This window comes from Anaerolinea thermophila UNI-1, assembly GCF_000199675.1.
GTDB classification, from domain to species: domain Bacteria; phylum Chloroflexota; class Anaerolineae; order Anaerolineales; family Anaerolineaceae; genus Anaerolinea; species Anaerolinea thermophila.
Genome location: NC_014960.1, coordinates 651,376 through 675,789 on the forward strand (window position 1 = coordinate 651,376; position 24,414 = coordinate 675,789).

19 protein-coding genes and 3 rRNA genes are annotated in these 24,414 nt (G+C 56.4%); 12 read left to right on the forward strand and 10 right to left on the reverse strand.

Annotated features, from left to right (window positions below):
• The first annotated feature begins 119 nt into the window (after window positions 1–119).
• Entirely contained in the window at window positions 120–563 is a 444-nt protein-coding gene (gene mscL / locus ANT_RS03015; protein WP_013559035.1) for a large conductance mechanosensitive channel protein MscL, read from the forward strand.
• Window positions 564–631: 68 nt separating this feature from the next.
• On the opposite strand, the gene ANT_RS03020 is transcribed toward mscL, so the two are convergent.
• Complete coding sequence (locus ANT_RS03020) at window positions 632–1,834, reverse strand: D-alanine--D-alanine ligase family protein (RefSeq protein WP_013559036.1); 1,203 nt, start codon at window positions 1,832–1,834, stop codon at window positions 632–634.
• 121 nt (window positions 1,835–1,955) lie between these two features.
• On the opposite strand from ANT_RS03020, the gene ANT_RS03025 reads away from it, so the two are divergent.
• Genes ANT_RS03025 through ANT_RS03045 form a run of 5 tightly spaced genes read left to right on the forward strand, consistent with a single transcriptional unit; the run spans window position 1,956 to window position 5,128 of the window.
• Complete coding sequence (locus ANT_RS03025) at window positions 1,956–2,840, forward strand: TIGR03619 family F420-dependent LLM class oxidoreductase (RefSeq protein ID WP_013559037.1); 885 nt, start codon at window positions 1,956–1,958, stop codon at window positions 2,838–2,840.
• The gene (locus ANT_RS17275; RefSeq protein WP_013559038.1) at window positions 2,837–3,886 is read left to right on the forward strand and encodes a hypothetical protein; all 1,050 of its coding nucleotides are present in this window, start codon (window positions 2,837–2,839) and stop codon (window positions 3,884–3,886) included. The genes ANT_RS03025 and ANT_RS17275 overlap by 4 nt, the downstream gene beginning before the upstream one ends.
• A gap of 25 nt (window positions 3,887–3,911) precedes the next feature.
• Window positions 3,912–4,370 (forward strand): DUF3592 domain-containing protein, encoded by a 459-nt coding sequence (locus ANT_RS03035; protein ID WP_013559039.1) that lies wholly within the window; start codon window positions 3,912–3,914, stop codon window positions 4,368–4,370.
• A 46-nt stretch (window positions 4,371–4,416) separates the two neighbouring features.
• Window positions 4,417–4,806 (forward strand): HEPN domain-containing protein, encoded by a 390-nt coding sequence (locus ANT_RS03040; RefSeq protein ID WP_013559040.1) that lies wholly within the window; start codon window positions 4,417–4,419, stop codon window positions 4,804–4,806.
• Window positions 4,769–5,128 (forward strand): nucleotidyltransferase domain-containing protein, encoded by a 360-nt coding sequence (locus ANT_RS03045; protein ID WP_349675158.1) that lies wholly within the window; start codon window positions 4,769–4,771, stop codon window positions 5,126–5,128. Before ANT_RS03040 ends, ANT_RS03045 begins: the two co-directional genes overlap by 38 nt.
• A gap of 46 nt (window positions 5,129–5,174) precedes the next feature.
• Here the strand turns inward: ANT_RS03045 and ANT_RS16015 are convergent, their stop codons facing one another.
• From ANT_RS16015 to ANT_RS03090, 9 genes are all read right to left on the reverse strand, one after another.
• Window positions 5,175–6,329, reverse strand: a complete 1,155-nt coding sequence (locus tag ANT_RS16015) for a L,D-transpeptidase (RefSeq protein WP_013559042.1) — start codon at window positions 6,327–6,329, stop codon at window positions 5,175–5,177.
• A gap of 42 nt (window positions 6,330–6,371) precedes the next feature.
• Complete coding sequence (locus tag ANT_RS03055) at window positions 6,372–8,528, reverse strand: DUF6056 family protein (protein ID WP_041454563.1); 2,157 nt, start codon at window positions 8,526–8,528, stop codon at window positions 6,372–6,374.
• 44 nt (window positions 8,529–8,572) lie between these two features.
• Window positions 8,573–10,546: a hypothetical protein gene (locus ANT_RS03060; protein ID WP_013559044.1), complete on the reverse strand. Its 1,974-nt coding sequence runs from the start codon at window positions 10,544–10,546 to the stop codon at window positions 8,573–8,575.
• Window positions 10,543–11,439: a lysylphosphatidylglycerol synthase transmembrane domain-containing protein gene (locus ANT_RS03065; RefSeq protein ID WP_013559045.1), complete on the reverse strand. Its 897-nt coding sequence runs from the start codon at window positions 11,437–11,439 to the stop codon at window positions 10,543–10,545. The genes ANT_RS03060 and ANT_RS03065 overlap by 4 nt, the downstream gene beginning before the upstream one ends.
• The gene (locus ANT_RS03070; protein WP_013559046.1) at window positions 11,436–12,389 is read right to left on the reverse strand and encodes a glycosyltransferase family 2 protein; all 954 of its coding nucleotides are present in this window, start codon (window positions 12,387–12,389) and stop codon (window positions 11,436–11,438) included. The genes ANT_RS03065 and ANT_RS03070 overlap by 4 nt, the downstream gene beginning before the upstream one ends.
• A gap of 112 nt (window positions 12,390–12,501) precedes the next feature.
• Window positions 12,502–13,956, reverse strand: coding sequence for an LCP family protein (locus ANT_RS03075; protein WP_172634568.1), 1,455 nt, complete (start codon window positions 13,954–13,956; stop codon window positions 12,502–12,504).
• A gap of 88 nt (window positions 13,957–14,044) precedes the next feature.
• Window positions 14,045–14,272: a Trm112 family protein gene (locus ANT_RS03080; protein ID WP_013559048.1), complete on the reverse strand. Its 228-nt coding sequence runs from the start codon at window positions 14,270–14,272 to the stop codon at window positions 14,045–14,047.
• Between the two features lie 149 nt (window positions 14,273–14,421).
• The gene (locus tag ANT_RS16020; RefSeq protein ID WP_049784809.1) at window positions 14,422–15,630 is read right to left on the reverse strand and encodes a CAP domain-containing protein; all 1,209 of its coding nucleotides are present in this window, start codon (window positions 15,628–15,630) and stop codon (window positions 14,422–14,424) included.
• Window positions 15,631–15,711: 81 nt separating this feature from the next.
• On the reverse strand, window positions 15,712–17,571 hold the full coding sequence (locus ANT_RS03090; RefSeq protein ID WP_013559050.1) for a VanW family protein: 1,860 nt from the start codon (window positions 17,569–17,571) through the stop codon (window positions 15,712–15,714).
• A gap of 381 nt (window positions 17,572–17,952) precedes the next feature.
• Between ANT_RS03090 and ANT_RS03095 the strand changes: the two genes are divergently transcribed.
• The 6 genes from ANT_RS03095 to ANT_RS17280 all read left to right on the forward strand — a co-directional run bounded on the left by ANT_RS03095 (window position 17,953) and on the right by ANT_RS17280 (window position 24,411).
• Window positions 17,953–19,453, forward strand: a 16S ribosomal RNA gene (locus ANT_RS03095).
• A 314-nt stretch (window positions 19,454–19,767) separates the two neighbouring features.
• Window positions 19,768–22,724, forward strand: a 23S ribosomal RNA gene (locus tag ANT_RS03100).
• 72 nt (window positions 22,725–22,796) lie between these two features.
• A 5S ribosomal RNA gene (gene rrf, locus ANT_RS03105) occupies window positions 22,797–22,913 on the forward strand.
• The 16S, 23S and 5S rRNA genes sit together here, the layout of an rRNA operon.
• Window positions 22,914–23,083: 170 nt before the next feature.
• The gene (locus tag ANT_RS03110) at window positions 23,084–23,506 is read left to right on the forward strand and encodes a single-stranded DNA-binding protein (RefSeq protein WP_013559051.1); all 423 of its coding nucleotides are present in this window, start codon (window positions 23,084–23,086) and stop codon (window positions 23,504–23,506) included.
• Window positions 23,507–23,528: 22 nt separating this feature from the next.
• The gene (locus ANT_RS03115; RefSeq protein WP_013559052.1) at window positions 23,529–24,194 is read left to right on the forward strand and encodes a translin family protein; all 666 of its coding nucleotides are present in this window, start codon (window positions 23,529–23,531) and stop codon (window positions 24,192–24,194) included.
• Window positions 24,166–24,411, forward strand: a complete 246-nt coding sequence (locus tag ANT_RS17280) for a hypothetical protein (RefSeq protein WP_013559053.1) — start codon at window positions 24,166–24,168, stop codon at window positions 24,409–24,411. Before ANT_RS03115 ends, ANT_RS17280 begins: the two co-directional genes overlap by 29 nt.
• The last annotated feature ends 3 nt before the right edge of the window (window positions 24,412–24,414 follow it).

Here is a 24,414-nt window from a genome sequence, read left to right on the forward strand (position 1 = left end):
CTGTTTGACAAGGCTTCAGACAGCCTGTTTTATTATTACAAAATTGGGTATACAATAAGTTCATAAGGCGGGAGAGAGATTGTCTCATTCCTTGTTAATTTTTTCAGGGAGGTGTGTTTATGTGGAAAGAGTTCAAAGAGTTTGCTCTGCGCGGTAATGTGATTGATCTGGCTGTGGGTATCATCATCGGTGGGGCATTTGGCAAAGTGGTCAGTTCACTGGTCAACGACATCATCATGCCGCCCATAGGACTGCTTCTGGGGAAGATTAATTTCTCCGACCTGTTCCTGGATTTGTCCGGCACTCATCCTGCCTCATTAAGCGCCGCCCGGGATGCCGGCGTGCCGGTGCTGGCGTACGGCAGTTTCATCCAATCGCTGGTGGATTTTCTCATCGTTGCCTTTGCTATCTTTCTGCTGGTTCGAGCAGTGAACCGTTTACGTGTGCTGAAACCGGAACCTGCCGCTCCGCCGGCAGAGCCAACCACCAAAGAATGTCCGTACTGTCTCTCCACCATTCCCATCAAAGCCACCCGCTGTCCACATTGCACTTCGCAGTTATAAGTGAAAGAAATTCCCCCCGCAACGAAGTCGGCTGTGCGGGGGGAAATCTTTTCTTGTGGGCAAGGGATTTACTTGAAAATCATCGGCGCCGGCTGGAAGGTGTGGTGATGCGCCTGCAGAGGCACATGAATTGCCTGGGGAGCCTCTTCCAGTAATCCCCAGCGGGATGCGCCCAGATAGAGGATTTCCAGAATTAAATCGCGGTACGAAAGCCCTTCTGCCTGAGCAATCACACAAAGGTCGCTGAAGCCGGGGGTTAGACCGGGCAGGGTGTTGATCTCCAGCAGGCGGGGGTTGCCGTGGGCGTCCAGACGAACATCCACGCGGGAAACATCCAGCGCGCCGATGGCGTTATGGGCGCGGATTGCCAGCGTCCATAATTTCTCTGCCAGGTCTGGCTCTACCTGCGCCGGGCAGATAAAGCCGGGCACACCTTCTTCGCCGGGGTGCAGTGTTTTGGCGGCGTAGCCGTACACCCCTGGGGTGACCGTGTTGCTGTTGTCCACTTCCAGAATGGGGAAGCGGTGAAAGCCGTCGGCACGGTACAGATGCGGTTTAGGCGACCAGCGGCGGGCATCGGCGCGTCCCAGCACCCCCACGGTAAATTCCCGTCCGGGCAGGTAGGTTTCTACCAGCGCCGGTTGATGATAGGCTTCAATCACCCACTTCACTCGTCGGCGCAGTTGGTTTTCATTGTAAACAATCGAGCCTTCATCCATGCCCATGCCGGTGCCTTCGCGGGCGGGTTTAACGAACAGCGGGAAGGATAGATCCGCTTCCAGCGGTTCGTCGCCAGTGATAAATTCCTGGAAGGACGCGGTGGGAATGCCCAGATTGCGCCAGATGCGCTTGGTCATGGTTTTGTCCAACCCCAAGGCATTAGCAAGTACTCGCGAGGCGGTGTAAGGAATGCCCAGCATCTCCAGTAGGGCAGGAACCTGCGCTTCGCGGGCATCGCCGATGATGCCTTCGGCGATATTGAAGCAAATATCCGGCTGATATTCGCGCAAACTGTCTAAAAGCGTATGGTCGGCGGAGAGAAAGCGGGTGGTATGTCCGTCACTTTCGATGGCTGATTGAATGGCTTCGATGGTTTCTTTGCGGTCGAATTCCGCGCCGGCGTCGGGAGGGGCTTGGATCGGCAACGCAGTTTCCCCCTTCACGTTCGCGATCACTGCCACTCGCCAGGGGCGTGCCGGTCGCGGACGGCTACTTGGAGGCTTTTCCGGGTCGGGATCCAATTCTTCCTGGATGAAAATTGTGGTATCCATGGTTTCCTCTTCTTGTTCTCAAAAAAATGTGATGAAGATTTCTTCGTCAAGCGAGGGATTATAACACCAATCCAAATTTGTCAAGGGGGATTTTTCTGTCAAGAAAGGGTAAAATTAACCCATGCACTTCGGCGTCATTCTCCCCAATTATGGTGCGGGTTCTGGGCGGCTCGCCGTGCTGGACACGGCATTACTCGCGGAAGCCCTGGGCTTTCCATCGGTGTGGACAACCGACCATCTGGCATTACCTGTGGGCGATGCCGAGCGCTTTACTCCCCTGCTGGAAGCGCTGACCACTCTGGCGTATCTGGCGGGCAGTACGGCGCGGGTTAAACTGGGGGTATCGGCGCTGGTCTTGCCCCAGCGTAACCCGTTAGAGGTAGCCCGCGAAGTGGCAACGCTGGACGTGCTTTCCGGCGGCAGGGTCGTGCTGGCGGCGGGCATCGGCTGGTCGCAGGGGGAGTACGCCAACCTGGGGTATTCCTTTACCAATCGAGGCAAGCGCATGGAAGAAGCCCTGCAGGTGTTGCGCACCTGCTGGCGTGGTAACCGTGTGGTTTCCTATCAGGGCAGGTACTACCGCTTTGAGAAGGTGGATTTTGCCCCTGCGCCCATTCAGGCAGGTGGTCCGCCCTTGTGGGTGGCGGGAAATTCTCCCGCAGCACTGAGACGCGCCCTGCGTCTGGCAGATGGCTGGCATCCGGTGGGCTTGTCCCCCGATGTGCTGGCGGGACAACTGGCAAAGGTGCGCCCTTTGCTGGCAAACCGCCCCTTTACCGTGGCGGTGCGCCTCAGCGTGGCATGGGGGCATGAAACTGCAGAGGGTGGAGCGTTGGCAGGTTCTCCCGAACAAATTCTGGAAATGTTGCGCCTGTATCAGTCTTCGGGGGCGACTGCCTTTCTTTTACACTTCCTTGCCGAAAACCAGAGCGAGCGCGAGCGGGTCATGCGCGCTTTTGCCCGTGAAATCCTTCCGCACTTCCCGCGCGATGTGGAGATGGGATGAAGAAGACGCTGTTTCTGCTGGCTTTGCTGGGGGCGTTGTTTCTCTCTGCCTGTGCTTCTTCGGTGGAACTGGGCAGTCTGTTCACTCCCACCTTTACCCTTACCCCCTCGCTCACCCCAAGCGTGACCCAAACGCCCACCCCGACGGAGACTCTTACGCCATCTCCAACTGATACCGAGACCCCCACGCTTTCTCCCACATTTACGACAAGTTTTACTCCTACATCCACCGACACCGTCACCCCAGGACCCAGCCCAACCGATACCCGCACGCCCACCGTCACCCGCACGCCCACGCGAACGCGCATTCCTACCCGTACCCGCATTCCCACCCGCACACCGACCATTACACTGACGCCGACTATCACCAATACGCCCACACCGCCGCCCCCGCAAACCGCCATTTTACGTCCCGGGTTGCTCTCGCGGGTGGTCTCGCCCATTCAGGCGGAAATTAACGTCACCCCCGGCGAAGACGGCATGGTGCGCATTGAACTGATTGGCGAGGACGGGCGCATCATTGTCCGTCAGGTACTGGACTACCGCAACTATCGCGGGCGCTCCATTACCATCTACCCGCAGATTCCCTTTGAGATTCAAGCCATGGCAGAAACTGCCCGCCTGCAGGTGGTGACGCAGGACCGCTTTGGCCGCACCATCAGCCTGATGTCGGTGGATCTGGTTTTGCTTTCACTGGGTAGGGCAGAGATTTACCCCCCGCTGGTGACGCAGGAACCCTACATTGTGCGTTTCCCTCAGGAAGGGCAGGTGGTCAGCGGCGGGGTGCTGTGGATCAGCGGGCTGGCGCGCCCGGTCAATTCCAGCCCTATTCTGATTGAATTGGTGGGGGAGAGCGGCGCGGTGCTCAGCACCAAACTGCTCACTGTCGAACCGCCCAGCGGTGAACTCAGCCACACCCCCTTTGAGGTGGAAATTCCCTATCAGGTAAATGCCAGCACGCCGGTACGTCTGACCTTCCGGCAGGAAGGCGGGCGCATCCCCGGTACGGTTGCCCTCTCCAGCCGTGTGATTGTTCTGGAGCCTTAATCCTTGCAAACAGAAAGATAATTTTATGGAAAAGAATCGTCTTCAGCCCGGTTTCTGGCGCATTGTGGATAATGATTACATTGCCACGTTTTCCATTTACACCATTGGCACGTTGTGGGCGGTATATCTCATCTTTAAGGTCTTTGCGCTGGAATTTCGCGATGAATCTTTTTATCTGATTCTCTCGGCAGTGCTGACCGTGCTGGGTGGTGCCGTGCTGGCGTGGCGCTACTGGCGCATCCGCGCCTTTTTTGCAAAGGGGGAACGCACGCGGGGAAAACTGGTGAAGACTGATTTCTTCCGTTCAACGGGCTGGCTGGAATATGACTACACCCTGAAAGGCAAGCGCTATCACCGCAAAGAAACGGTACACCGCAACCCCCGTACCCGCGCATTGAAGGAAGGCGATCTGGTCTGGGTGGTGTTTGATCCTCAGCGCCCGGAACGCGCCATGCTGGCAGATATTTACGAAGAAAAAGGCTAAAGAATCCGCCGATTTGTCTTATACTAAAATACAAAGGAAAGAGAACATGGCAAATCGCGCCGGAGATTGGCTGAGACAGGCAGAGCGGGATTTGGAACAGGCTCGGGACTCCCAGCGGGCTGGCAGGCATGAGTGGGCATGCTTTGCCGCTCATCAGGCGGCAGAGAAAGCCCTGAAATCCCTGCACTTGCATTTTGGACAGGAAGCCTGGGGGCATGTGGTGGCGCGCCTGTTCAGCGATTTGCCGGCACAGGTACAAATACCTGAGAATTTGGTTGAGAAGGGCCGCGTATTGGATAACTTCTATGTGCCTACCCGTTACCCTAACGGACATCCAGAAGGCGCGCCATTTGAACACTATGGTATCCTGCAAAGTGAGCAAGCCATAACCTATGCCGGTGAGATCCTTGCATTCGTCCGTTCTCAAATGGCCTGACGCCCGTACAGTGGATGCGGCGGTTCGGGCATGGGCGGCACAACTGGCTTCTGCACACCCTGAAGTGCTGAAAGTGGGCTATTGGGGTTCGTATGCCCGCGGCGACTGGGGGGTAGGGAGTGACGTGGATCTGGTGCTGATTCTTTCCCGGTCAGACCTGCCTTTTGACCAGCGCGGAAGGACGTTGGATGCCACTTCATTACCCGTCCCCGCTGATTTGCTGGTTTATACCCTGGAAGAATGGCTGAATCTTCCTGAAGAAGGGCGGTTCAAGAAAACGCTGGCGAGCGAAATCGTCTGGGTGTTTGAGCGCAATCCCTGAAGTCCTTTAGACGAACGTATTGCGGGGGTGTGAAAGGGTCTCTCTGTTATGCCCCGCCCTGGGTGTACAGCGCCGGGTCGGTGGGAGTTTGTCCTGAAGGATCCCACACATACACCCAATCGCCCTCTTTTGCCCACTGGAACAGCCAGGCAGAATCGCCAATGGAGAGGTTGACACACCCATGCGTGCCGGGGAAGCCGTACCATGCCCGCCAGTATGCTCCATGCAGGGCGCGTGCCTGGTCAAAGTACATCGTCCAGGGCACATCTTCCAGGTAGTAAAAGTCGGAACGGTCGGCTTCAAATGCCCCCTGCATGGTTTCCAGGGGTTTCTTCTTGTAAATCTGGAACAAGCCGGGGCGGGTGTAGAAAGGCTCGCCGCCGCTGGCTACCATGGTGGCAAAGATTAACTGATTGTTCTCGTACACCGAGAGCGTTTGATCGTACAGGTTCACCTCGATCCAGCGGTTGCCGGTTACCCCTTGAGGCGGGGTGGTGTTAATGCGTACCTGACGAATGTAGCGGCGTTCCACCCAGCGGTCAAAGCCAATCTGATACCAGTCGGTGCCGTCGCGGTTGACGATCTGGTAAATCTGCACGGCGGTTTCGCGGTACAGGATGGGGTCTACTTCCGGGGCGGTGTAGGTAGGGGCAGTTCTGGCGCGGGTGTGATCCACAATCCAGCCGAACGAGTTGGCGGGGGTGCGGTAAAACTGCAGACCCTGAAAACTGGAGTATGCCGCGGGCGAGGCGCGCATCCACTCGCCCGTTTTTAACTGCACGTAAGGCTTATCGTTGACGCGCTGGACGTTGATGATGGAGACGTAGCGCAGTTTCCCGGCATCTATAGAGCGTACCGGGTTACTGCCGTTCACGGCATCTTCCAGTGTGCTGTACAACGGGGCAGGTTCGTTAGCAGGCAGGTTGATTTTGGCAATCGAAACCGGGCTTTGGGTCAATTCGGCGGGGGGCTTGCGCGCCGGTAAGGGGCGCGGGGGGTATGTCAGCCCATAAGCCGACCATTCGGTCAGTTTTGCCGCCGGTCCCAGAACCAGACAATCGGCGCCGGTGGGGTAGGCATCCGGCAGGCACAGGGCATCACCGGTAAAGGGTTCCGACTGGCTTTGGGCTTTAACCGTGGAAAGGGTGCCTGCCAGCCAGAATAGCATCGCCAGGAAGAAAACCGCTAAACCTTTTCGCATGTGCAGAATTTTACTCGATATTTGAGGGAAAAGGGATGAGGGTCAGGGTTGTTCAATAGATTCCAGTTGAACGGTAATCCCGTAATAAGTTTGAATGCACCGATTCAACCAGTTCTCGGGATCTGGTTGCAGGTCCACTTCGGCAATATAGCGGTAGGGCGGGACAAGTACCGTATTTTGTCCTGCCGTGTGGGCTTGCGTGATGAAAGCCGCGCGGGTGTCCCATTCAGCGGCGTGCAGTTTCATCTCCTGATGAAAGCGGGAAACGGCAGGAAAGATCAGCCAGCCCATCCAGAGAATGAGCGCCGTGGCAACGATGGCAACTGGAGCAAGCAACTTCAGGTTTTGTTCCCTTAACCACGTACCTGCCCAAATGCCGTGTCCAAACATTCCCAGAATCAACACCGTTTGCGGAATGAATAGTGAACGTAAAGGGAAAAAGCCTCTCAACACGGCTGAGGGCAGAAGCATGAGCAGGATGGAAACGAAGGGTAGAAAGAAGAAAGCCAGTTTTTCCAGCGGGTGGAGCGGCAGGAAGCCATACGATGGAATCGCATGGCGCAATCCCCATTGCAAGCCAAGCAGAAAGACCGCCAGCAGGACGAGCAGGGTAAAGCCATTCTGGTAAGGTCCGCCCAGCATCCAGCGGAAACTGGAGAGAATTAAATTGGGGGTTTGCCTGAAGATTTCTTTCAGGTCAAAAGTGATACCAATTTCTGCCATCCGTGAGGTATTTCCTGGGGCGATGATGACGATTAGAAATCCCATCAAAAGTCCCAGTACAGCAACAGCACTTACAGGGAATTCCTTCTGCTTGCCTTGGTGCCTTTGGGAACGCCAGTCCAGCCATGCCAGCAGAGAGAGGAACAAAATTCCGAAGATGGACAGGGTTTCATGGAAACCGCCGGTGAAGACTGCCAGCAGGAACAACCCCAGGCGATTTTTCAGGGCTGGCGGGGTGTCCATCCACCGAAAAACCTGCCTGAAGGTCAGAAGAAGAAAGCCCAGCCCGGCGCACACGCTCAGCGCATGCAGGGTCCAGAAGACCGACTGCACTGGATTGGCGGTGGTGATAAGGGCAAAGAGGGGAAGTGCCGCGGCTAGGCTTGCCGTATGCCAGACTTTGGATTGCGGATACAGGGTGCGCATCAGCAGGTATAAGCCGCCGCCCCCCGCGGCGAACAGCACATATATACCAAGCGGGGCAATGCTTTCGCCCAGATGGTAGGCGATAAAGTCCAGAAAGTGCCCGGCAAAGCGCCCGGTGATGTGCAGGTAGGCGTGCATATTGGCTTTGAGCCAGCCGTTTTCGTGCAGAATGTTCAGGTAACAGTAGTCGTCGGCATACAGGCGGTTGTATTGGGCGATGACCATCCCGGCGCCCCATCCCAGCAGGGCAAACAGGGCAAGGATGAACCATGGTAAAAGGTCCTGCCAGCGAAGGGAGAGCCTGAGAGAAATGTTTCGATGGGGGAAGGCTACACTCATCAAGAGGAAAAGGAAGAAACTGAGGAACACATTTCCCCATATCAGGGCAAGAAAAACACCGCTAATGCCGGGGTTTCCAATGGGAAGATGAAGGGTATATTCAGCATCCTCTGTGGGTTCAATAATTTCTTCGTAATTTGCCCGTTGCGTGCGAAGATACGCTTTCAGCGGGCTGTTGCTTTTCAGGGTGAGGGTAAAGGACTGCCAGCCCTTTCCCTGCCAGCGGAAGCCGCCGGGCTGGTCTTTTGTGAGGGATAGACGCACGCCATCCGGCTGAATTTGAGCGTTCCCTGCCCAGTCGATTTGTCGGAAGGAAATATCGGCAACGCCGTCGTTCAGCCAGAGGATTTGTACCGCCGCCGTATTCGCTTCCAGCGGTACGAAGGTCACCTCGAGGGTTTCGGGAAGAGCAAAGAGAGCCATTGAGGGCTGGGGCTTGGCGAAATACACCAGCAGGGTTCCCCACAGGGCAAAAAGCACCAGCCAGCCTTTGGACACGCGCGGCGGAAGGGCTTCATCCCGCTCAGACCAGAGAAAGAGCAGTAAGATGATCATGCCTGCCAGGACGGCACTCAGTCCCAGCCTGATGCGGCTGATGGTATGGAAGGGCTGAAGCAAAAAGAGATAAAGGGTAAGGGTCAGGCTTGCCCACGAGCCCCCCAAGAGCAATCCTCTTTCAAGCAATGCGCGTTTATCCGCTTTAAACGGCATTCTCATTGCTTCCAGCCCTTAAATTCCTTAAGCATTCGAAAGCCTCAGGGCACTGCAATCCTCAAGCACGTCGGTGGATTTTCTTTGGGAATCAGAATCTGCGTGCCGCTCTGATCCAGCGTATCCAGCGGTTTGTAGTAACTGAGAATGGGAATGGTCACCCGCGTCACCCAGACGTTATTTTCTTCAGGAAAGGTGTCCTGCGGGCTTTTGAATACAATGTTTTGCTGGGCAGAGACAATCACAGCAAAGCGCTGATGGCACAGGTCATCGTAGAACTGTTGGAGATACGCACGGTTATCGGACATGGCGTATTCCATCAGGTCGATGGTTTCGTAAGGAAAGATCAGGCGCAGTCCTTCGATTTGATGAAAGGTGAGCAGTTGCCTCTGCCAGATGAACAGTACCGGTTGCTGGTTTTCAACGGCAGGCTTCAGGTAACTTTTCAGCAGACTCAGTTCAAACTCGGCGCGGGCTTTATCCAGAACTGGGATGGGACGCCCTTCCATCACGGCAGGGTAGAAGGGTAGAATGAATGCCAGGGCGATGAGGATGGCGGGCTTGCGGAATGGTACACCGGGATGCTGTTCGCCTGTCACCTGCCCGCTGAAAAGCGCGCTTCCCCAAATCCACAGCGTCATCCAGTAGGCATCCAGATTGTGCAGGTTGGCTCCCCCGCCAATCTTGGTGCTGACCACCAGACCGCCGGCAAACAGGATGAACACCATCCCGCTCAATCCCAGCAGGCGCAGGGGATGGAGAATTTGGCGCTTGCCGTTCAACGCAATCAAAAAGAGAATGGGCAGGCTGAGGATGACCGTGAGAGGCAAAATGCCCGGCGGATACGTGGGGCTGGGCAAAAGGCGGTACCACAGCAAACTGGAGAAGAAACTGGAGCCAAACGAGGAAATATCGGGTTGCCGGGAAAGGGCAATGTACATTGCCTGCGCAAGGAAAGCGCTGACCACGCCCGAGATTCCCCAAATCACAGGATTTTTTACCCAGCGCCAGAAGTTTCCTGGATACGGCTGTTCCAGCAGATACAGCATGATTGCCAGCATGGCAGGCACGGGGAACCAGTTCACCCGGCTAATGCCCGCCCACAGCGACGCCAGCACGATGACGAAAAACGAACGCCAGAAGCGGCGGCTATCGAATCCTGCCAGCACAATCCCTGAGGCTACCAGCAGGTGGTAGTACACCGGTCCCTGCATCAGGAACAGCGCCGACCAGCCGATGAAAAGCCAGCGGATGCTTCGAGAGGCGAGGGATAACCGCCGTGCCAGCAGGAAGGCATTCAGCAGGGGCATGCCAAACCAGAGCAGTGCCTGCCAGAGGCGATGTGCCCAGAGAGGAAGATTACCGATGAGATGGGGAATGGAGAGCAACAGGTAACGCGAAGGATGCAGAAACGGCAGGGGAGTGGATTCCCCATATATGGCTTGCGAGTGGAACAGCGAACCGTAATAAAACCGGCTGGCTTCCGACCATCCCAGCGAGAAGGGGTAATCGCGCACAGCGAAGAAATACTCGCCCCCACGATGGAGCAGTCCCAAAAAGAGCAATGCCCCTGCCAGCGCTTCCACCCCGCGCAGGCGCGGGAACAGCGCCAGCCAGAAAGGCACCGTCAGGACGCCCAACACCCACAGCAGACTCAGGCGCAGGGCAGGACTGAGAAAGAGATCATTGCGTTCGAACAATGCCGGGTAGGGCAGGTAAATCAATTCCAGCCAGCCTATTCCAACCAGGCCAAGGATGGGAATACCCACCCAGCGGATGCGCCGCAGGGCAAGCAGTCCGCGCTGGAAAAACGCTTCAAAGGTTTGCCATCGCGGGGTCAGCGAAAGCCCCCAGAGCACTCCGGTTCCAGAGAAGAAAAGTCCGCCGAGGATAAACACCAGCATCCACTTGCTCGAAGCGGGGATGCGCCCGTCCTGCAGGGCGGGAATACCCAGTTCCAGCAGGGCTATTCCTGTAGCCAGGAAGGTTAAACCCAGAACGGTTCGCCGAAACGTCATTGCGTTTTGCCCTCCCGTGCTGCCAGAATATCCGGCACGAACAGCGCTCCCGGCAGGCTGGCAAGCATCTGCAGGGCTCGCAAAAGCACTGCCAGGGTCAGGCTGGCTTCCATGGAGATGCCCCCCAGATGAGCGTAAAGCAGGGTGCTGGAGACTTCCTGCAGTCCCAGCCCGTTAATCGAGACCGGCAGAAGGGTGATAAAGTACACCAGCGACCAGATGCCGGCAATCGTCAGCCAGGGGATGGATTGCCCCTGTCCTTCCAGCAAAATGGCAATGGATGAGAACAGGCAAGCCATGTGGACAAGGGTAAATCCCAGAGAAATCAGCAACGGAGCAGGTTTGCGCGCCCAAAAGCGGAAGTGTTCCAGCAAGTTTTGCGCGAAAGCGCGGATCTTTTGGAACAATCCCGGAAGAGAAAGAAACGCGCTTTGCAGGACAGGCATGCCTGCATCCAGCGCACGCGCCAGCCCCCAGGGGAGTGCCAGCGTCATCCCCGCCATGCCGATCAGGCGGTCTGCCACCAGTGAAGCGGTACTTAAGGCAGCGTCCATGCGCAGTTGTACGGCGCCTGCCAGGCGCACCACATCCCCGCCGATGGTTGTGGGAAGGAAATTGGCGGCAAACAGCCCGGCAAAGGTGAGGCGCATACTTTGCGAGAGGCGCAGGCGCGGCTGAGCGGATGCCAGCAGGACGTGCCAGCGCAGAGCCACTGCCAGACGGGAAAGCAGGGTCAACCCCAATGCCGCCAGCCAGCGCCAGACTTCAATCTGACGGAACGAAGCCCGCAGGGTGTCCCAGTCCTGTTGCGCCGCCAGATACCCCAGCAACAGCAGAGTCAGCAGGGTGCCTGCCCAGCGAATCCAGGTAGCCTTGGAGCGGGGTGCTTTCATACCTCAGGGGGAAAATTGATGGTTGTCCGTACGGTGTAAGTGGGTTTGCCCTGCGATTCGTGGTAGGTGCGCACCAGCAGTTCGGCAATCAGTCCCATCAGGATGGACTGGAAGCCAAAAATGGCTACCATGGTGCTCATCTGGAACAGCGGACTGCCCAGCACGGAGATGCCGAAGAACACCCGCCGCACGAACAGGTAGAACAGCACCAGAAACGCCATCCCAATCAGAATGATGCCCACCCCGCCGAACAGGTAGATGGGTTTGTTGGAGTAACTGGAAAGGAACTTCACCGTGAACAGGTCAAGGATCACCTTGGCAGTGCGCTCCAGCCCGTACTTGGCCTTGCCAAACCGGCGGGGGTGATGATGCACTTCCACTTCCAGGATGCGCGCGCCTACCGAATGGGCATAGACAGGAATGAAGCGGTGCATTTCCCCGTAAAGCCGGAATCCGGTGAGGACTTCTCGGCGATAGGCTTTCAGCGTGCAGCCGTAGTCGTGCAGATGCACGCCGGTCACGCGGGAAATCAAGCCATTTGCCAGCCGGGAAGGCAGTGTGCGGGTCAGGTCATCCTGGCGGTTCTTGCGCCAGCCGCTCACCACATCGTAGCCTTCATGAATCTTTTCCAGCATCATGGGGATATCGGCGGGGTCGTTTTGCAGGTCGGCATCCATCAGCACGACAATCTCACCAGAGGAATGGTCAATGCCGGCGGCGATGGCGGCGGTTTGCCCAAAATTGCGCCGCAACAGCACCACACGCACATGCTGAGGGTCCTGCTCTGCCAGGGTTTGCAAAACCTGCGGACTGCTATCGCGACTGCCGTCGTCCACCAGAATCAACTCCCATTCAAGATTCAGGGGGACAACCGCCGCAACCACGGCTTGATACAACAGGGGAAGATTTTCTTCTTCGTTATAGACAGGGACAACGATTGAGAGATCCATCAAGCCCCAATTATAGCCGAGAATCGCCCTGGTCGAGATTGCCAGGGACAAACAAAAACAACCGCGCCTTCATCGGGCGCGGTGTGAAAGAGGCTCTTAAGTCTCATGCCGATTATGGTAGCGGGTTGCTTTGGGCAAATGGCGTTCCCAAAATGATCTCGATATCCACCTGCGCGTTGGGGTCGTAGCGACTGATCACGCGGGTGTTGTCTTTACCCAGCATGTCCAGCAACAGGGTCATGGTGTAGGGCTTGCCGCTGTAATCAATCAGGGTGTTGAAACTGTACACCTGATCGGCATTGCCCTCGCCGGTCACGTTCAAGCCTTTACTGCGCAGGTATTCTGCCGTCCTGCCTGCCAGCCCACCGGTGGTTGTACCATTCTTTACGAGGATACGGGCGGCTTCCTGCTTGACCAGTTCCTCGGGGTCATCGGTGACTGCCGCAGGACCGACCGGTCCGCCGGTGGCGAAGATTTCATCGCGCAGGACGCGAATCTGATCAGTTACCGGAATCTCGATGGCTTGCCCATCGGGAGAGGTGCTGAACGTCACATAATTGGGCGGTCCGATGATACCGCGCTTGATGTTTTCCTTGTCAATTTGCTGGCTCAGCCACGCCAGTTGAACGATTTGCTCCAGTGTCAGGTTGGTGCGCACGCCGGATTGCACCTCAGCATACAGGCGCGGTGCTTTGGCAATCAGCGTGGGGAGCATGTTGAACTGCAAAACGCGGTCGCGAATGGAGATGAGTACTTCCTGCTGGCGGGCGGCGCGGTCAAAGTCTCCGCCCTCGGTGTAGCGGTTACGCGCATACGCCAGCGCGGTAGCGCCATCCACCACGTACACCCCCGGATCCAGCCAGATGGTGTTGTTGGGACCGATGGGGTCGAGTTTGATGCGTTCTTTGGGGCGAATCTTGACCCCGCCCAGTTCATCAATGATGCGTACAAAGGCGTTGAAGTCCACCAGCGCATAGTACTGAATGGGCACGCCCAGCAATTGCTCCACGGTGCGCATGGCAAGCCCCGGACCGCCATCCGGCAGTTTATACACCTCCCCGAGGAAGTAAGCGGTGTTGATTTTGCCGTAATCAAAGCCGGGGATTTGCACCCACAGATCGCGCGGGATGGAGAGCATCCCGGCGGTTTTGCTCACCGGGTCAACGGTTAACAACATCATACTGTCGGTGCGCGAAGCGCCGTTCTGGTCGCACTCGGCAAAGTTGTCCTCACAATCGCGATAATCCAAGCCCATCACCAGCAGAGTGACGCGGGTCTTCCCGTCCCAGGGTTTGGGTTCCGGTCCGGCACCGTTGTTTTGCAGAGGACCTTCTGGAAGAGGCACATTGCTGTTGCCCTGATTTTGTTCGCCGCTTTGGGCAGGGGATGAGGCGGCAGGGGCATTGCCCATACCGGTCATCGTCCACGAAGAGAACAGGTTGCGCGCCCAGAGATACGCCACAACGGCGGTCGCCAGCGCCAGTACCACAAACACCCCCAGCAGAATCAGCGTGGTGCGATCCAGCGAAGGTTGGGATTGTCGATATCGAGAACTTACACGAGCCATGGATTGCATACTCTCTTCTCTCCCGTTGCGGATGTTCTCAATGGACTGTGCAAGAAGCGTTCCATCCGCCGGGAGAGGAAAAATGAAATTACTTTGGCGCGGGGGGCGGGACAGGCAGGTCTTCCACTGCTGTCTGAATCCACTTGTCCCCTTCGTCAATCAGCATCACCGGAATTTCATCCACGATGGGGTATTTGCGCTGGCAGTCCTGACACACCAGCCAGTAATCCCGCGAAAGGGTCAGCAATCCCGTTTTGCCTTCTTCTCGAACGCACACAGGACAGCGTAAAATCTCCATCAAGTCAGGGTGTACCATTCCATCCTTCTCCTACCATTTTGGTCGGGCTAGAACCAATTGTATCACGAAAAAAGGGGCATCCCAAGCGCGCTTTTCTCAGGCAAGGTTGTCATGAGAAAACAGGATGAGCGGGATGGCTGGATGCATTGGATATCCATCAGTAAACTTTACCGAAGCACGGCGGGCAAATATACGCGCGCATTGAGAGAATTCACCACGCTGACACGAACAGGAATGGTTTTGCTCGAACCCTCGGGCGGATATACGGGGTTGGTGATGGCGATGGTCAGCGTTCCCAGTGTGGTTCCCACATTTTGCAGTGTGGAAGCATGCGGCATGACCAGAAGGGTATCGTTGGGGGTAGTGCCGCTGGTGCGGCTGAGTTGCAGGAAGTTACTGGTGGGGTTCACTGCGGCGCTCCAGGTGAGCGGCGTGCTGTTAAGGGAGTTTGTCGGTTGCAGAGCAAGAGAAGCCGAAGGGTACAGGGTGCCGGTGCTTTTGTCGTAGAGAAAAGTGATGGAATCGGGCAGGTTGCCCAGGCGGTTTCCGCTGGTGGTCAGTGTAATCGTGTCGCTGGCGCTGGTGGTGGTTGTGCCACTGCGAAGTTCCACTGAGACGGTGCGCGTGCCGGCAATCCAGGGCAGACTCCAGCCGTTGACCCGTTCCTGAAAAGGCATCCACGCTGTCCAGGTGCCTGAGTCGTTGCGCAGGCGCATTTCGCTCCATTTTCCCTTGCCGTAGATGTATAAATTCACATCCGGAGAAGCGGTTTGCGCGGCTTCCAGATTAATGACGATGGGATAAACGCTGGAACGGGTGCCAAAGTCCTGCGTCCAGTAGCGGTAGTAGGTGCCCCCGCCGTAGGTGTAGCCCACGCCAATCTCGCGGTAATTGCTGTCGAGAATGTTGGCTTTATGTCCGGGAGAATTCATCCAGGCTTCTACCACTGCTTCGGGGGTGGAGTGTCCTGCGGCGATGTTTTCAGCCAGTGAAGAATAGCCTGTATAGAAATTGCCTACCCTCGTATACCATAAACAAACTTGGGTTTCGCCGTCGTAGGAATTATGATCGAAGTAGTCCTCATCCATCATATCTTTGGAGTGGAAGCGCCCGGCATAGTCCAGGTCGGTGTTGCGTTTCAGCGGGGGAATGCCTAACTTATCGCGCTCGATGTTGCTGAGTTCCACCACGCGGTGTTCATAGGCATCGTTCATCGGGGCAACATTGACCCGCGTGCAACCGGTAAAGAGCAAACCGGGTTGGGATGGGGTATCCAGCATCACCGGCTCGCCGATGACTTCCTCGGGAAGCGGGGTCTGGGCAATGGCAATGAAAACCCACAGGATGAGAGAAAGAAACAGGAAAATGCGTTTCATGTGTTCCCTCATAAAAAAGATGTGCCTACCCAGAGAATAAGCACATCCTGGTAACTTCGAACTTTACAATCCCCTTACGATTTACTCCTTTGGGGGCAGTTCGGTGCCGGGCCCATACTCGAAGACCTCGCCCCAGGGTTCGTAATGGGTGACAAATTGATCGCTGAAGTACAGCGCGCCGTTCTTGTACACCCGGCGGGTCACAGTCACATCCGCGCCTTTTGCCGCCCATTCCACCTGTTTGATTTCGCCCTGTTTAAGATCGGGGTTCTCACGGTACACCGTTTCAGGTGGATCGACTACATTGGTGGGACCGGTGGTATCCCACTCCACCGTGCGTCCGTCTTTGGTGGAGTAAAACTTCCAGGTCAAACTGTAACCGTTGATGTAGGTTTCCATCAACAGCCAGTAGGGGGTGTCGTTGACGAACTTAAAGTCCACCAGCGGGACGAACACGGTGGCATCCAGACCGGCAAGGCGGTCGGAATGACCGGACGCGGTTTGCTCGTAATATCCCACACGGTAAGCGTGCGCATGACGTTCAACGATGGGAAATCCGGCAAAGAAGGCATTACGGAAGAGCGTCGTGCTTACCTGACACACTCCGCCGCCCACGCCTTTGATGGTTTGCCCACCAATGATGATGAGTGCTTCGGCGTAACCGTTATCCAGAGTGATGTCGCCCAGCGCCTGCGCCATGGAGAAGGTCTCGCCCGGAGCCACCAGCAAACCGTGGAATTTGGAAGCCGCGGCTTTGATGTTCTGTACCCGCGCCGCGCTTGAACCGCGGAAGTAAGTGGTGGTGGCTTGCACCAGTTCGGTGATGCCCAATTGCTCGCCGGTCATCTCATCGGTCACCGGCGGGTTGGTGTAGTTGATTTGCAGGGCAATTTCGTGCTCGCCTTGCGCCAGTTTTTCCTGGATAAAGTTGGCACTGGCAGATACATCCAGTTCTCGACCAATCACCGCGTTCTGGATGACTTCCAACTGGCGGGTGTCATCTTTGAAAATAAAACGGGCGTTGACCGGCGAACGGCGCAGTTTGGGGGCTAAATCGCTCAGGTACGTCAGCAGGTAGGTCTCGTTGAGTCCGACCTGATAGCGGGTATTGCCATCCGCTTCAGCGCGGCGGATGACCAGCATCTGAGCTAATTGTTCGGGGGGAATCGTCCATGGGCCATCGCCGGAGTTGTCGGTAGCAGGCAGGGTCAGCGTCAGCGGGGTGCTGAGAATGCGGCGGGCTTGCTCGGCGGCAGTGCTGGCATCCAGAATCGCGGGTTTTTCTTCCTGCACATACAGGTTGAGGATGGCATCTTTGAGGGTTTGCATCTGCACGCTTACCAGAATCAGCGAAGCGTTGAGATCCAGTTTGCGTCCAATTTGTCCGGGAGTTACTTTGACCTCCGTACCTTCCACCTGCAACGTGGCGTCCTTCGCCGGAACGTCAATTTGGGTGGCGAGATTGTTGAGGTAGGCAAAGGTCACCCGCTGATCCAGAAGCAATACGGGGGGAACATCCTTGCCGCTTGCCAGGGTCAGGCTTTGTTCCCACAGGCGGGTGAACGGATCACCACTGCGTCCGATCTGAAAAGCTGCGCGAGCGCTTGCCGAAGCATCGAGTGCCAGCCCCAGTTCGGCAGGGGTGACAATCCAGAAGCGCTCGCCGTCTTTAAGGACCAGTTTACCTGTTTGTGGGTAGGTGATGCGCCGCTGGATCTCCTGCGCGGCTTCGCGCGGGGTCATCCCGCTGACATCAATTCCCGCCACGCTGACGCCGGGAAAGATTCTGCCGGCATACACAATCTGGAAACCCAGGAAGAAAATGACCAGAACCACCACGAACAGGACAACACCCAACATCCCCGCCAGCAGGACTTGCTCCAGGGTAATTGCGCGAGGTTGTGGGGTGGGGCGTCTTACAGGGTAAGAAATTGTACTCATCTGGTCTCCATTATAACAAACCCGCTTAAGATATTCATGAGACGTTTTTGGATGCAAAAAAGGTTCCAGAAAAAAGCCCAACGAATTTTGAATCAATTTCCCCAAATCCCTTGACAGCCCATAGAAGGCGTGTATAATTCAGCCCGCTGTGACCAACAGAACGGTTCCGAAAAACGGAGCCGGGGGCGAGAGAAAGAAAGCCCTGTAAAAATTGAGTGGCGTCGAGATTGACAGCCGGTGTCGGAACAGAGATGGGAAGACATCGGATTTTTATCGCCACAAACAAGGCACCTTAACAACTGAAGAGTGATAGGGAGAGAGAAAGGAAGGGCACTGAAGATTCCGGAAGAGATTGAACCACTGAAGAAGTGGAGGAAATTTTTTGCGGAGAGTTTGATCCTGGCTCAGGATGAACGCTGGCGGCGTGCCTAATACATGCAAGTCGAACGGGGGCAGTAGCGATACTGTCCTAGTGGCGAACGGGTGAGTAACGCGTTGGTGACCTGCCCCAGAGAGGGGGATAACAGACCGAAAGGTCTGCTAATACCGCATAGATTCTCAGCAGTTAGAGGGGCTGAGAAGAAAGCCGAAAGGCGCTCTGGGAGGGGCCTGCGTCCCATCAGCTAGTTGGTAGGGTAACGGCCTACCAAGGCGAAGACGGGTAGGGGACCTGAGAGGGTGGCCCCCCACAATGGAACTGAAACACGGTCCATACACCTACGGGTGGCAGCAGTAGGGGATATTGGTAAATGGGCGAAAGCCTGACCCAGCAACGCCGCGTGCGCGAAGAAGGCCTTCGGGTTGTAAAGCGCTTTTCTGAGGGATGAGGAAGGACAGTACCTGAGGAATAAGTCTCGGCTAACTACGTGCCAGCAGCCGCGGTAAGACGTAGGAGACGAGCGTTATCCGGATTTACTGGGCGTAAAGCGCGTGCAGGCGGCTCGTTAAGTTGGATGTGAAAGCCCCTGGCTAAACTAGGGGAGGTCGTTCAAGACTGGCGGGCTAGAGTGCAGCAGAGGAGAGTGGAATTCCGAGTGTAGCGGTAAAATGCACAGATATTCGGAAGAACACCAGAGGCGAAGGCGGCTCTCTGGGCTGCAACTGACGCTCAGACGCGAAAGCTAGGGGAGCGAACGGGATTAGAGACCCCGGTAGTCCTAGCCGTAAACGATGTGGACTTGGCGTGGGGAGGGTAAAGCCTGTCCGTGCCGAAGCAAACGCGATAAGTCCACCGCCTGGGGACTACGGCCGCAAGGTTAAAACTCAAAGGAATTGACGGGGGCCCGCACAAGCAGCGGAGCGTGTGGTTTAATTCGATGCTACACGAAGAACCTTACCAGGGTTTGACATGTACGTGGTAGGGAAGCGAAAGCGGACCGACCCTTCGGGGAGCGTACACAGGTGTTGCATGGCTGTCGTCAGCTCGTGTCGTGAGATGTTCGGTTAAGTCCGCTAACGAGCGCAACCCGCGCCGCGTGTTACAAGTGTCACGCGGGACTGCCGGTGTCAAGCCGGAGGAAGGTGCGGATGACGTCAAGTCAGCATGACCTATATATCCTGGGCTACACACACGCTACAATGGCCGGTACAATGGGTCGCGAAGCCGCGAGGCGGAGCCAATCCAGAAAGCCGGTCTCAGTTCAGATTGCAGGCTGCAACCCGCCTGCATGAAGACGGAGTTGCTAGTAACCGCAGGTCAGCCATACTGCGGTGAATACGTTCCCGGGCCTTGTACACACCGCCCGTCACGTCATGGGAGCTGGCAACACCTGAAGTCGGTATCTGAACCGAAAGGGAGGAGCCGCCGAGGGTGGGGCTGGTGACTGGGACGAAGTCGTAACAAGGTAGGAGTACCGGAAGGTGCGCCTGGATCACCTCCTTTCTAGGGAGGGGGTTCAGGGTGAGGCTGAGGCTGAGCCCTGCACTTCCTTGTGAAGATGAGAAAAAATCCTCGCCGGAGCGGATCGGTGAGGTTCTCCAGGGGTCTTTCCCCAATCTTTCCCTGTCACTCTTGAGTTGTTGAGGTGCGGCGTCCTCGGACGTCGGTTGCAAATTTCCAACGAAATAGGCAACCGAGGCTCGAAGACGGAGCCTTGAGAGAGGAAGCACCTTAAGAATAGAATAGTGTAGTAGAGAGAAGAAGGCGCATCAAGCAGTAGAAGAAGGAGAAAGAGGACTGAGGTCCTCGCATCACGTGAAGAAGCTGATAAGGCTCGTGGTGGATGCCTTGGTGCCAGATGCCGAAGAAGGACGTGGGTCACTGCGAAAAGCCTCGGGGAGCTGTGAACGAGCGACGATCCGGGGATATCCGAATGGGGAAACCCGATGGAGCGAACCTCCATCATCCTCTGCTGAACCCATAGGCAGAGAGAAGGGAACCTGGGGAACTGAAACATCTAAGTACCCAGAGGAAAAGAGAGCATTCCCTGAGTAGTGGCGAGCGAAAGGGGAGCAGCCCAAACCGTGCGGGGAACCGTACGGGGTTGTAGGGCTCGGCGGATAGGAGGAAGAACGCGAAGGTTAGCGGAAAGGTGTGGGAAAGCCTACCAGAGAGGGTAATAGTCCCGTACGCGAAAACTGGAGCGCTCCTGCCGAGTACCTGAGTACTGCCGGGCACGCTAATCCGGCAGGAATCTGGGGGGTCCACCCTCCAAGGCTAAATACATCTGGCGACCGATAGTGAACAAGTACCGTGAGGGAAAGGTGAAAAGTACCCCGGTGAGGGGAGTGAAATAGAACCTGAAACCGCGAGCTGACAAGCAGTTGAAGGGCTAATGGCGTGACGGTGGCCTGCAGGAATGCGGGACGCGGCGCTAGGCCTGACAGCGTGCCTCTTGGAGAATGAGCCTGCGAGTTAATCTCTGTGGCGAGGTTAAGGGAGAGACACCCGAAGCCGTAGCGAAAGCGAGTCTGAAGAGGGCGCAGAGTCGCAGGGATTAGACACGAAACCGGGTGAGCTACCCATGTCCAGGGTGAAACGGGTGTAAAAGCTCGTGGAGGCCCGAACCTACTAACGTTGCAAAGTTAGGGGATGAGGTGTGGGTAGAGGTGATATGCCAAACGAACCCGGAGATAGCTTGTTCTCCCCGAAATAGCTATAGGGCTAGCGCTTCTCAGTAATCAACGGAGGTAGAGCACTGAATGAGCTAGGGGGCTTAGGGCTTACCGAACTCAATCAAACTCCGAATGCCGTTGATGGAAGGGAAGCAGTCGGACTACGGGTGATGAGATTCGTGGTCGAGAGGGAAACAGCCCAGATCATCGGCTAAGGTCCCCAAATTCAGGCTAAGTGGGAAACGATGTGGAGTTACCGAGACAACCAGGAGGTTGGCTTAGAAGCAGCCATCCTTTTAAGAGTGCGTAATAGCTCACTGGTCAAGTGATTCTGCGCGGAAAACTTAACGGGGCTAAGCCTGATACCGAAGCCATGGGATCTACGCGAAGGTGTAGATCGGTAGGGGAGCGTTCCGCGAGCGGGGAAGGCATACCGGAAGGAGTGCTGGAGCGAGCGGAAGTGAGAATGCAGGCATGAGTAGCGCAAAACACGTGAGAACCGTGTTCACCGAAAGTCTAAGGTTTCCGACGCCAGGTCAATCCGCGTCGGGTTAGTCAGGTCCTTAGGCGAGGCCGAAAGGCGTAGCTGATGGGAAGTCGGTCAACATTCCGACACCGGTAGACTGGAGCGAAGGGGGGACGCGGGGAGGTAAGCCAGCCCACGAATGGTGGAGTGGGTGCATGGGATGGCAGGCGCAGAGGCGAGGAGGGAAATCCCCTGGCCGAGCTGAGATCCCGTGGCGAGTCGTAAGGCGAAGTGAGCTGAACCTAACCGCCGAGAAAAGCCTCTAAGCGAAGAAGGTCAACCGCCTGTACCGCAAACCGACACAGGTAGACGGGTAGAGAATACCCAGGTGAACGAGAGAACCCTCGTTAAGGAACTAGGCAACATAGCCCCGTAACTTCGGGAGAAGGGGTGCCTGCCCGGGTGACGCAAGGAGCCTGGGCGGGTCGCAGCGAAGCGGCTCTAGTGACTGGTTAACAAAACCACAGGTCTCTGCGAAGTCGAAAGACGACGTATAGGGGCTGACGCCTGCCCAGTGCCGGAAGGTTAAGGGGAAGGGTTAGCGCAAGCGAAGCTCCGAACCGAAGCCCCGGTGAACGGCGGCCGTAACTATAACGGTCCTAAGGTAGCGAAATTCCTTGTCGGGTAAGTTCCGACCCGCACGAACGGCGTAACAACTAGAGCGGTGTCTCAACGAGGGACTCGGCGAAATTGAAATGGCTGTGAAGATGCGGCCTACCCGCAGCAGGACAAAAAGACCCCGTGGAGCTTTACTGCACCCTGTCATTGAGTTTGGGCACTGTTTGTGTAGGATAGGTGGGAGGCTGAGAAGCTGGGACGCCAGTCTCGGTGGAGCCGACGGTGAAATACCACCCTGACAGTGTTTAGACCCTAACCTCTTGCCTGAAAGCAGGGAGAGGGACCGTGGCAGGCGGGCAGTTTGACTGGGGCGGTCGCCTCCTAAAAGGTAACGGAGGCGCCCAAAGGTTCCCTCAGGCTGAATGGAAACCAGCCGGAGAGTGCAAAGGCAGAAGGGAGCTTGACTGCAAGACCAACGCGTCGAGCAGAGACGAAAGTCGGGCTTAGTGATCCCACGGTACTGAGTGGAAGGGCCGTGGCTTACCGGACAAAAGCTACCCCGGGGATAACAGGCTGGTGAGGTCCAAGAGTTCACATCGACGACCTCGCTCGGCACCTCGATGTCGGCTCATCGCATCCTGGGGCTGGACAAGGTCCCAAGGGTCGGGCTGTTCGCCCGTTAAAGCGGTACGCGAGCTGGGTTCAGACCGTCGTGAGACAGGTCGGTCTCTATCCGCTGTGGGCGCAAGGGGTTTGAGAGGAGCTGCTCCTAGTACGAGAGGACCGGAGTGGACAGACCGCTAGTGTGCCAGTTGTCGTGCCAACGGCATCGCTGGGTAGCTATGTCTGGCAGAGATAACCGCTGAAAGCATCTAAGTGGGAAACTCGCCTCAAGATGAGACCCCTCATCCGCAAAGGAGTAAGATCGCAGGAAGACGACCTGCTAGATAGGCGGCATGTGGAAGCGCTGTAAGGCGTGGAGCAAAGCCGTACTAATGATCGAGGGCTTCTTTGGGTGGTGCGAGGATCTGGGTCTTCTTTCAAGAAGAAGCGCCTTTATAGAACTCTCTACACGTGAAAACAGTCTTTTGGTGATAGGAGCGACGTTGGTACACCCGGCAACATCCCGAACCCGGTCGTTAAGGACGTCAGCGCCGATGGTACTTGGGGGGCGACCCCCTGGGAGAGTAGGTCATCGCCAAAAGACTTTTTCTTTTTAACTCCACCAGTATATCGCTCAATTGGGCAAAGCCGTTTCCCTCCGCGTCATAGTGCCTGGCAATTGGAAACAAAAAAATCGAACACGTTTTCAATTTTTTCCTCTATAATTAATGACAGAAGTTCTCGACCTTCGGGTTAGAAAGGTGTTTTTCTATGACATTCCATACGATCATCATTGTGGGGAATGTAGGGCGCGAGCCTGAAATGCGTTATACCCCTGCCGGGCAGCCGGTAACCAGTTTTTCTGTGGCTTCCAACCGTTCCTACACCAATCAACAGGGCGAAAAGGTGGATGAAACCATCTGGTTTCGCGTTTCTGCTTTTGGCAAATTAGCCGAAACCTGCAACCAGTTCCTTCATAAGGGCAGTAGGGTGCTGGTAGAAGGACGTCTGGTTCCCGATAAAAATGGCTCGCCGCGCATTTGGACACGCCAGGATGGCACGGCTGGGGCATCCTACGAAGTGACGGCGACCACGGTGCGATTCCTCAGCGCTCGTGGAGAAGGTGGGGCGGAAGCCGGTGGCGATCTGACGATTCCCGATGTAGGGGATATGGGAGAGGACATCCCCTTCTAGGAAGGGAAGCATTTAGAAGCCCATGAAAACCCTCCCTGAAATTGCCGAGCGCATCCATCAGGCGCTGGAGGCGCGCACCCGCGCCCGCGACCAGGTGTTAACGCAAGCCCGCGTCCTTACCCGTCATGCCGCGCATGCCATCCGTGCCGCCCACCGCGAGGAATGGAGTATTGCCGCGGAACAGTTGGAGCAAGCCCGTCTGCTGGTGCGCCAGTTACAGCAAGATTTAGCGCCCTATCCGGAACTTTACTTTGCCGGATACACTCAGGATGCCATCAAAGAATTTGCCGAAGCCAGCATCGCCTGTGCGCTGATTCAAAACCTTTCTCTTCCCACTCCCGAGGAATTAGGGGTGGAGGATGTCACCTATCTTAATGGTCTGGCAGAAGCCGCTGGAGAACTGCGACGCCGTTGCCTGGATATCTTGCGTCAGGGCTATTCGCAGGAAGCCGAGCGCCTGCTTTCCTGCATGGATGATATTTACGATGTTTTGGTAACCATGGACTACCCCGACGCGGTAACCAACGGACTGCGCCGCCAGACCGATGTTGCCCGCAGTCTGCTGGAGCGCACCCGCGGAGATATTACCCTCAGCCAGCGCGAACAGCATCTGGAACAGGTCATCCGAGATGCTGTGAAACGGCTCGAATCCCCCTCTCATGACTCGCCGGACAATCCGCGCTTCTGAAATCGGCGCTTTTCTCTACTGCCGACGGGCGTGGTGGTACCGCTTGCAAGGGGTAGAACCACAAAACCGGGAAGTCCTTGGCGAGGGTACAGCATATCATCTTCGTCATGGGAAAGAAGTCTGGCTTGCCAGTCTGATTCGGCTGGCAGGCTGGCTTTTTTTAAGTGGGGCGTTGATTCTTCTCGTCGTTGGACTGACCCTGTATGTACTCCGTTGAAAG

What these genes read in the sequence shown, in the direction of transcription:
- mscL (WP_013559035.1), top strand. Translation starts at nt 120, where the DNA reads ATGTGGAAAGAGTTCAAAGAGTTTGCTCTGCGCGGTAATGTGATTGAT.
- ANT_RS03070 (WP_013559046.1), bottom strand. Translation starts at nt 12,389, where the DNA reads ATGGATCTCTCAATCGTTGTCCCTGTCTATAACGAAGAAGAAAATCTT.
- ANT_RS17280 (WP_013559053.1), top strand. Translation starts at nt 24,166, where the DNA reads ATGACTCGCCGGACAATCCGCGCTTCTGAAATCGGCGCTTTTCTCTAC.
- ANT_RS03060 (WP_013559044.1), bottom strand. Translation starts at nt 10,546, where the DNA reads ATGACGTTTCGGCGAACCGTTCTGGGTTTAACCTTCCTGGCTACAGGA.
- ANT_RS03090 (WP_013559050.1), bottom strand. Translation starts at nt 17,571, where the DNA reads ATGAGTACAATTTCTTACCCTGTAAGACGCCCCACCCCACAACCTCGC.
- ANT_RS03020 (WP_013559036.1), bottom strand. Translation starts at nt 1,834, where the DNA reads ATGGATACCACAATTTTCATCCAGGAAGAATTGGATCCCGACCCGGAA.
- ANT_RS03035 (WP_013559039.1), top strand. Translation starts at nt 3,912, where the DNA reads ATGGAAAAGAATCGTCTTCAGCCCGGTTTCTGGCGCATTGTGGATAAT.
- ANT_RS03040 (WP_013559040.1), top strand. Translation starts at nt 4,417, where the DNA reads ATGGCAAATCGCGCCGGAGATTGGCTGAGACAGGCAGAGCGGGATTTG.
- ANT_RS03110 (WP_013559051.1), top strand. Translation starts at nt 23,084, where the DNA reads ATGACATTCCATACGATCATCATTGTGGGGAATGTAGGGCGCGAGCCT.
- ANT_RS03115 (WP_013559052.1), top strand. Translation starts at nt 23,529, where the DNA reads ATGAAAACCCTCCCTGAAATTGCCGAGCGCATCCATCAGGCGCTGGAG.
- ANT_RS03055 (WP_041454563.1), bottom strand. Translation starts at nt 8,528, where the DNA reads ATGCCGTTTAAAGCGGATAAACGCGCATTGCTTGAAAGAGGATTGCTC.
- ANT_RS03080 (WP_013559048.1), bottom strand. Translation starts at nt 14,272, where the DNA reads ATGGTACACCCTGACTTGATGGAGATTTTACGCTGTCCTGTGTGCGTT.
- ANT_RS03075 (WP_172634568.1), bottom strand. Translation starts at nt 13,956, where the DNA reads ATGGCTCGTGTAAGTTCTCGATATCGACAATCCCAACCTTCGCTGGAT.
- ANT_RS16015 (WP_013559042.1), bottom strand. Translation starts at nt 6,329, where the DNA reads ATGCGAAAAGGTTTAGCGGTTTTCTTCCTGGCGATGCTATTCTGGCTG.
- ANT_RS17275 (WP_013559038.1), top strand. Translation starts at nt 2,837, where the DNA reads ATGAAGAAGACGCTGTTTCTGCTGGCTTTGCTGGGGGCGTTGTTTCTC.
- ANT_RS16020 (WP_049784809.1), bottom strand. Translation starts at nt 15,630, where the DNA reads ATGAAACGCATTTTCCTGTTTCTTTCTCTCATCCTGTGGGTTTTCATT.
- ANT_RS03025 (WP_013559037.1), top strand. Translation starts at nt 1,956, where the DNA reads ATGCACTTCGGCGTCATTCTCCCCAATTATGGTGCGGGTTCTGGGCGG.
- ANT_RS03065 (WP_013559045.1), bottom strand. Translation starts at nt 11,439, where the DNA reads ATGAAAGCACCCCGCTCCAAGGCTACCTGGATTCGCTGGGCAGGCACC.